8 protein-coding genes and 1 pseudogene are annotated in these 6951 nt (G+C 64.4%); 4 read left to right on the forward strand and 5 right to left on the reverse strand.

Annotation, left to right across the window (positions count from 1 at the left end; translation table 11 throughout):
* Window positions 1-171: 171 nt before the first annotated feature.
* The 4 genes and pseudogenes from VN004_RS20260 to VN004_RS20275 form a co-directional block, all read left to right on the forward strand.
* Window positions 172-768: pseudogene (locus tag VN004_RS20260) on the forward strand (amidohydrolase family protein); the annotation flags it as partial.
* A gap of 11 nt (window positions 769-779) precedes the next feature.
* Window positions 780-1865 carry a ring-opening amidohydrolase gene (locus VN004_RS20265; protein ID WP_325613981.1) on the forward strand — a complete coding sequence of 362 codons (1086 nt, stop codon included), beginning with the start codon at window positions 780-782 and terminating at the stop codon, window positions 1863-1865.
* 449 nt (window positions 1866-2314) lie between these two features.
* Window positions 2315-2560: a hypothetical protein gene (locus tag VN004_RS20270; protein WP_325613982.1), complete on the forward strand. Its 246-nt coding sequence runs from the start codon at window positions 2315-2317 to the stop codon at window positions 2558-2560.
* Window positions 2561-2671: 111 nt separating this feature from the next.
* A complete protein-coding gene (locus VN004_RS20275) occupies window positions 2672-2812 on the forward strand; it encodes a hypothetical protein (RefSeq protein WP_325613983.1) in 141 nt (46 codons plus the stop codon).
* A 69-nt stretch (window positions 2813-2881) separates the two neighbouring features.
* Here VN004_RS20275 and VN004_RS20280 read toward each other — a convergent pair whose 3' ends face one another.
* The 5 genes from VN004_RS20280 to VN004_RS20300 all read right to left on the reverse strand — a co-directional run.
* Entirely contained in the window at window positions 2882-3091 is a 210-nt protein-coding gene (locus tag VN004_RS20280; RefSeq protein ID WP_325613984.1) for a DUF1328 family protein, read from the reverse strand.
* Window positions 3092-3167: 76 nt separating this feature from the next.
* Entirely contained in the window at window positions 3168-4361 is a 1194-nt protein-coding gene (locus VN004_RS20285) for an amidase (protein WP_325613985.1), read from the reverse strand.
* The gene (locus VN004_RS20290; protein ID WP_325613986.1) at window positions 4361-5236 is read right to left on the reverse strand and encodes a polysaccharide deacetylase family protein; all 876 of its coding nucleotides are present in this window, start codon (window positions 5234-5236) and stop codon (window positions 4361-4363) included. Before VN004_RS20290 ends, VN004_RS20285 begins: the two co-directional genes overlap by 1 nt.
* A 38-nt stretch (window positions 5237-5274) precedes the next feature.
* Window positions 5275-6231, reverse strand: a complete 957-nt coding sequence (locus tag VN004_RS20295; RefSeq protein ID WP_325613987.1) for a D-2-hydroxyacid dehydrogenase family protein — start codon at window positions 6229-6231, stop codon at window positions 5275-5277.
* Between the two features lie 225 nt (window positions 6232-6456).
* On the reverse strand, window positions 6457-6951 hold a 495-nt coding region (locus VN004_RS20300), incomplete at its 5' end, for a hypothetical protein (RefSeq protein ID WP_325613988.1).

Below are 6951 nucleotides of genomic sequence, written 5' to 3' on the forward strand. Positions count from 1 at the left end.
GGCCGCCGCGTCCACATGCATTGTTTCGAAACGCGGTATCAGCGCGACTGGGCCGACCGTGAATTTCCTGATGGCATGATCCGCTATCTCGACGCGATCGGGCTGCTGTCGCCGCGGCTGACGCTCGCGCATTGCACCTACGCGCGGCCGGACTAACTCGAACTTCTCGCCGAACGCGGCGTGACGATCTCGGTGAATACCTCGTCCAATCTCGGGATCCGGTCGGGGATTGCCCCGCTCGCTGAGATGAAGCGCCGCGGCTGCCGCGTAGCCTTCGGGATCGACGGACTTGCGCTCGACGAGGATGACGACGCCTTGCGCGAGATGCGGCTGACCCATTTGCTGCATGGCGGCTGGGGCTATGAGACGATCGTCAGCCGCGCTGACACGCTGACATCGGCCTGGCGCAACGGACGCTTCTCGGTTCTGAACCGCGACGATGGCGGCATGCTCGCCGCGGGAGGTCCGGCCGATCTCGTTCTGCTCGACTGGTCGCGCATCGACGATGACCGGCTCAATCCGGATCTCGATCCGCGGGACCTTCTCTTCGCCCGAGCGACGGCGCGGCATATCGAGGAGGTGATCGTCGGCGGCCGCATTGTCGTGCGCAACGGCCAGGTGCTCGGGGTCGATTATCCCGCGATGCTGCAAGATTTGCTGGCGCGTTTCCGCGCCGGAATGGCCGGACAGGCAACGCTGGCCAAGGCTCTGCCTGCGCTGGAGAAAGCCATCGCCGCGCATTTCGGCGGCGAGGCGCCCTGCTGTTGAAAGAGGAACGCATGCCCGTCGCCAAGGTCCATCGCATCTCCGCCTTCGCGCCCGACGATATCAGCGGCATTACGCGTGCCATTGCGGACGGCCGCATCGATCCGAAAGGCGTGATTGCGGTGTTCGGCAAGACCGAAGGCAATGGCTGCGTCAACGATTTCAGCCGCGGCTTTGCCACCGCGACACTGACACAGCTCTTTTCGCAATTCATGGCGCGAGACGACGCGCAGAAAATCTGCTTCGTGATGTCGGGCGGCACCGAGGGCGGGATGGCGCCGCACTGGACCGTGTTCGAGCGCGCGGAGGGCGAGGGGCCGGGACCCGCGCTTGCCATCGGGCGGGCGCATACGCCGGCACTGCCGCCGGAGGATCTTGGCCGCGCGGGCGAGATCGAAATGGTCGCAGAGGGTGTCCGCGAGGCGATGGCGGATGCCGGGATCGACAATCCCGGCGACGTGCATTTCGTGCAGGTGAAGTGCCCGCTTCTGACCGCACAGCGGATCGGCGAAGCCGCCGCCCGCGGCAAGACCGTCGCGACGACATCGACCCTGAAATCGATGGGATTGTCGCGCGCGGCGAGTGCGCTCGGCGTCGCCGTGGCGCTCGGCGAACTGCGCGCGGACCAGATCGCGGAGCATGACATCGGAGAGAACTGGGCGCTGCATTCCGCCCGCGCGAGCTGTTCGGCCGGCATCGAATTGCTTGGCCATGAAATCGTGGTGCTCGGCATGTCGAAGCAGTGGGGCGGCCCGCTGGTCGTCGATCATGCGGTGATGGCGGATGCCATCGACGTGGAACCGGTGCGGGCCGCGTTGCAGCGCCTTGGGTTCAGCGCGAGCGGCCAGCTTTCGCCCGCCGAGCGCACGCGCCTCGTGGCGCTGCTGGCCAAGGCCGAGCCGAGCCAGAATGCGACGCTGCGCGGCTTCCGGCACACGATGCTCGACGATTCCGACATCTCGCCGACGCGGCATGCGCGCGCCTTCGTGTGCGGGGCGCTCGCGGGGCTGGTCGGCCATGCGGAAATCTATGTGTCCGGTGGCGCGGAACATCAGGGTCCCGACGGCGGCGGTCCGGTTGCGGTGATCACCACGCGCTGAGGCATTCGCCGCGCGAATGGTTGATCGTCACGCGACGCATCGCGATCGGTGAGCCGCGGGCTTGTGGCAAGGTTGCCGCATTTGCGCGCGTGATCGATCGTCATCGAAATTCGTGATGCGGAGACGTTGGAGACTCCCATTCTCGCAATCCGCTGTCGCAGGAAAGACAAAACCCGCCGCAAGTTTGCCGCGCGAAATCGCGTTCTACGCTTCGCGTGAATGAGGTTCGCCATCGATGGTCTTATCCGCTGTCTGTTGTGCGAACATTTTGCGGCCGAACTGCGCAAGCGGACTTATTCCCTGATCTCACGCAGATCTCACAACGGCTCACGCATTCGCTCACGCTGCGTTGATTGGTCTTGATGGTGACCAGTACCTAGCTGCCGCCGTGCTGAAGTTGCGAATGCTCACTCACGAGGTCCGCAACCTGAAACGCAAGGAAACTGCCAATGTCGATCAAGACCACTCTTGTCGCAGCATCGCTGCTGACATTCGCCGCTGTCACAGCTCATGCCGACAGCCGCGAAGACCTCGAGTCCGGTTATCACGGCAACAGCCCGGTATGGGTTTCGCCATACGGGCCGAGCGATGCCATCGAAGAGGGCGCGCGCGGCGCGTACGGGCAGGCCGGCGGTCGGGCGCCCGACATCGTGCTGCGTCGTCAGCCGCGTGTCCGGCATCACAGCCACCGCTGAGCCGGCTCAGCTGCCGCTCACGCGACGCGAATGATGCGCCGGTCGCGAGCGGATCAGCGAACAACGCCCGTCACGACGGGCATTCAACACTGAACCACAAGGAGATTGACCATGTCTGTCATCAAGAAAGCTCTTGTCGCTGCGTCCCTGATCGCCGTCGTCGCTGCGTCTGCCGCCAATGCGGCAACGCGCGCCGAACTCGAAAGCGGCTATCATGGCAACACGCCGGCCGAGAGCCACGGCCACCGCTGACGTCACTCTACGTACGGCCAAAAAGAACCGGCGGGACGCATGTCCCACCGATTCTTTTATGCAAGGAGCCTATGCGAGCAATTGCAGGATGGCCGCGGCGCGTCCGGCCTCAAAGGCGCTGCCGAGGAGATAGGCAAAGCCGAGAAGCGCGAGAAAGCCCAGAAAGAACAGCGCGAACAGCACCATGGCGATCCGCTTCGCCCAGGTTGAAATGCCGGTCAGGCCGATGCCGCCCGCAATCAGCGAGATGACAAGAAACAGAATCGCCCATTTGAACATGATTGCCCCTTGCTGAAAGCAACCAGTCCAGAACGCCGAAGCATGGCTTGAGTTCCTGTGCCGGAACCAGGTCGCTCTACGCCGCGATGCCGCAATAGCGCGAAAGTTTCACCGCCAAAGCAAGCAGCGCCTCGTCACCGCCGGCCCAGCCGATGAAGGACAGGCCGATCGGGCAGCCGCCAATCGTCGCGACGGGAATCGAGACCTGCGGCAGGCCCGACAGCTCTGCGATGCAAGTCATCCGTATGGCGCGCAAACGGAAGGATTCGTGCACCGCGAGCGGCGCGTCCGCGAGCGGCGCGACGGCGGGCGATGTCGGCATGACCAGAAGCGTGCCGGGTTGCGCAATGCCGCGGATGCGGTCGCGCGCGCGCTCCTGCGTGACACGCGCCTTCGCCGCCATGTTTTCGGTGACCTGTGCCGCCGCGGCGAAACGCTCTGCAACGCCGGGTCCGAATTGCGGCTTCACGCGCGTTACGAAGTCGCCATAGAGCGCCCAGATCTCGCGCGACTGGATCACCCGGAAGGCCTCACGCCACGTGTCGAGTCCGTCAGGTGCGATGCGTTGATGTGAGGACGCCGGGAGCTCGGCCGACATCGCGGCGAGAGCTTCGTTGATCACCTCCGCGACCTCGGGATCGCATTCCGCGAAGGCATCGTCGAGGATGACGAGCTTTCTGATCTCCGCCGCTGTCGCGGTGCCGCCGAGGAGAACCGGGCCGATCTTCTGGAACACGCCCGGCGCATTGGCGAACCAGCCCACGGCATCGAAGGATTCCGCCATGCCCATGGCGCCGGCAAGATCGACGCGGCCATGCGTGGTGCGGATGCCGTAGAGCCCGCAGAACGAGGACGGGATGCGCACCGAGCCGCCGGTGTCGCTGCCGATGGCGAAGTCGCAGGCATCCGACGCGGTGGCCGATGCCGAGCCGCTCGACGAACCTCCGGGGAGCCGGCCGGGCGCCCGCGGATTGACCGGCGTGCCGTAATGCGCGTTGACGCCGGCGATGCTGTAGAAAAATTCGTCGCAGATCGTCTTGCCGGTGATGGTTGCGCCCGCATCCAGCAGCTTCTGCACCACCGCGGCATTCCTCGTTGCGGGCTTTTGCGCCGCGAGCCAGTCCGGATTGCCGCCGCCGGTGCGCTCGCCGATGATGTCGAACATGTCCTTGATGACGCAGGACAGGCCGGCAAGCGGGCCTGTCGCCGCGCCGCGGATCGGCGCCTTCAGATCATGCGGCACGAATGCCGAGCGGATGCGTGGCGACATCACGATGCCTTTTGCTGAGCGAGATACCAGTCGAGAATCTGTTCGCCGGTCCAGGACACGACGCCGGGCTTGCCAAGAATGTCGGCGAAGGTCCGCTCGACATGGTCGATGCGGTGCGGCACGCCGGACAGGTAGGGATGACAGGCGATCGCCATGATCTTCGGGCGCTCGGCGGATTCCCGGTACAGGACGTTGAAGTGATCCATCGCGCGTTCGTGGAACATGCTCGAGGGATGATATTGCGAGGTGAACATCACGATGTCGTGGATCTCGAAATTATAGGGCAGGGCGACCACCGGCTTGTGCGTGGTCTTCAGCGTCACCGGTTCCTCGTCCAGCACCCAGTCGCCGATATATTCGATGCCGGCCTCGCTCAGATAGTCCAGGGTGTCGAAGGTCTGCGTCAGGCCGGGCCCGAACCAGCCGCGCGGCCGCTTGCCGGAAAACCTTTCGATCACCTCCACCGCCTTGGCGATGGTGGCGCGCTGGTCGTCGAGCTTGTGCATCGGAATTTGCTCGTAGCCATGCGCGTTCAGCTCCCAGCCGGCGCTGAGGCAAGCCTCGACCACCTGCGGATAGCTCTCGCAGACCTTTGCGTTGAGTGTCACCGTCGGCGTGGCACCGACCCGTTCCAGCATTTTCTTCATGCGCCAGAAGCCGACGCGCATTCCGTATTCGTGCCAGCTCCAGTTCGGATGATCCGGCAGCAGCGGCTGCAATTGCGGTGGGACGATCACCATGCGCGCCATCGCGCGCGAGATATCCCAGTCCTCAAGCGCCAGCACCGGCCAGATCACCATGCGCACGCCATCGGGAAATGTCAGCATCGGACGCGTCTCGATCGGATCAAACGCGACACGTTCGCGCGGCTGCATGGGCGGTCTCCCTGTCCGTTTTTTCTGTGTGATTGCGCTTAGCCGAGGACGCGGATCGGCTTGCCATCCAGCCACGCGCGGATCGCTTCGACCGTGCCGCCATAAAAGTAGCGGTAGCCTTCCTGCGTCACGTAACCGAGATGCGGCGTGATCAGAGCATTGGGCAGCTTGCGGAACACATGGTCGCGCGGCAGCGGTTCCACGTCGAACACGTCGAGGCCTGCCCCGGCGATCGTCTTGTCCTGCAGCGCATTTATCAGCGCCGCCTCATCGACAATCGGACCGCGCGAGGTATTGATGAGGAACGCCGAGGGCTTCATCATCTTGAGATCGGTCGCGCCGACGAGGCCGCGTGTACGATCCGACAGCACAAGGTGGATCGAGATATAGTCCGATTGCTGGAACAGATCGGCCTTGGTCGCGTAGGCGACGCCATGCTCCCGGCAGCGCTCGGGGGTCAGATTCGGACTCCACGCAATCACGTTCATGCCGAATGCCAGACCCACCTTGGCAACCCGCTGGCCGAGATTGCCAAGTCCGATCAGACCGAGCGTGCGGCCATTAAGGTCCATGCCGATCGTGTTCTGCCACGCCTCGCCCGCTCGCATGCGAGCATTCTCGACCGTGATGTTGCGCGCCAGATCGATCATCAGGCCGACGGCGAGTTCCGCAGTGGGATGCTTTGCGCCGTCGGTTCCGCACACGACGACGCCCTGCTGCTTTGCTGCGGCGACATCGATCGCGGCATTTTTCATCCCGCTGGTCACGAGCAGCTTCAGGTTCGGAAGCTTCTCGATCAGGCTACGCGGGAGGGGCGTGCGCTCGCGCATGATGCAGACGATATCGAAATCGCGTAACGCTGCCGCAACAGCGGCTTCATCGCCCAGGCGTTCGTTGAAGACGGTGAGATCGACGTCTCCGGTCACCTTCGACCAATCGGCCATTTTCAGGGCGACGTTCTGGTAATCGTCGAGTACGGCGCAGCGGTAACGCATCGGTGGTCCCCGGAGGTGGAAATGCGGGTGCCACTGATACCCATCCGCGCACCCAGCGCAACCGGGGCGGGGGCGGGCATAAGGGATCGCTCCCGCCGGCCCCTGACGTGCGGAGGGTTCTCGACCAGCGAAGGCAGGCCGGTGCTGTCCGGGACCTGACCGGCCCGAGCCGGCCTGCTCTATCGGTTTCGATCGCCGGACAACCGACCGGCGATCCTCACCGCCTCAATGCACCGGCCGTTTCGACGGATATGACGCGGCCGCCGAACGCATGGGCACGAAGATGCATCGCGTATTGGCGCCCTGGTGCCTGATCCAGTGCTTGTCGACGCTGTCGTAGTCGCAAGCGCACCTGTAGAACTTGCCGTCGGGCGACCATCCGGTGCGCTTGCGCACCTGGCCCGTCGAGCGGATTTCCCACTCGTCATCGGGCAGCGAGCGCAACTCACGCTCCGACACCTCCCAGCAGCAATCATTGGTGACGCAGCAGGTGGCGGGGATCCAGGACAGGAGCCACGGATTCGAATGGTATTCTTCGGCAAACGCGACGCCGGCTATGACAAACGCGGTGGCGGCCGTCAGAATCAGAGCCATCAGGCTCATGCGGTGCCGCAGGACGATTGGCGCGCGCCGCTGGGCGGACGCCTCGTGCTGAGGCAATGGCACCGGATCGGAAAGTCTCAGTGACTGGCTACAGTTGGTCAACGATCGTGACATGGC

The organism is Pseudorhodoplanes sp. (genome assembly GCF_035565855.1).
In the GTDB taxonomy this organism is placed as follows: Bacteria; Pseudomonadota; Alphaproteobacteria; order Rhizobiales; family Xanthobacteraceae; genus Pseudorhodoplanes.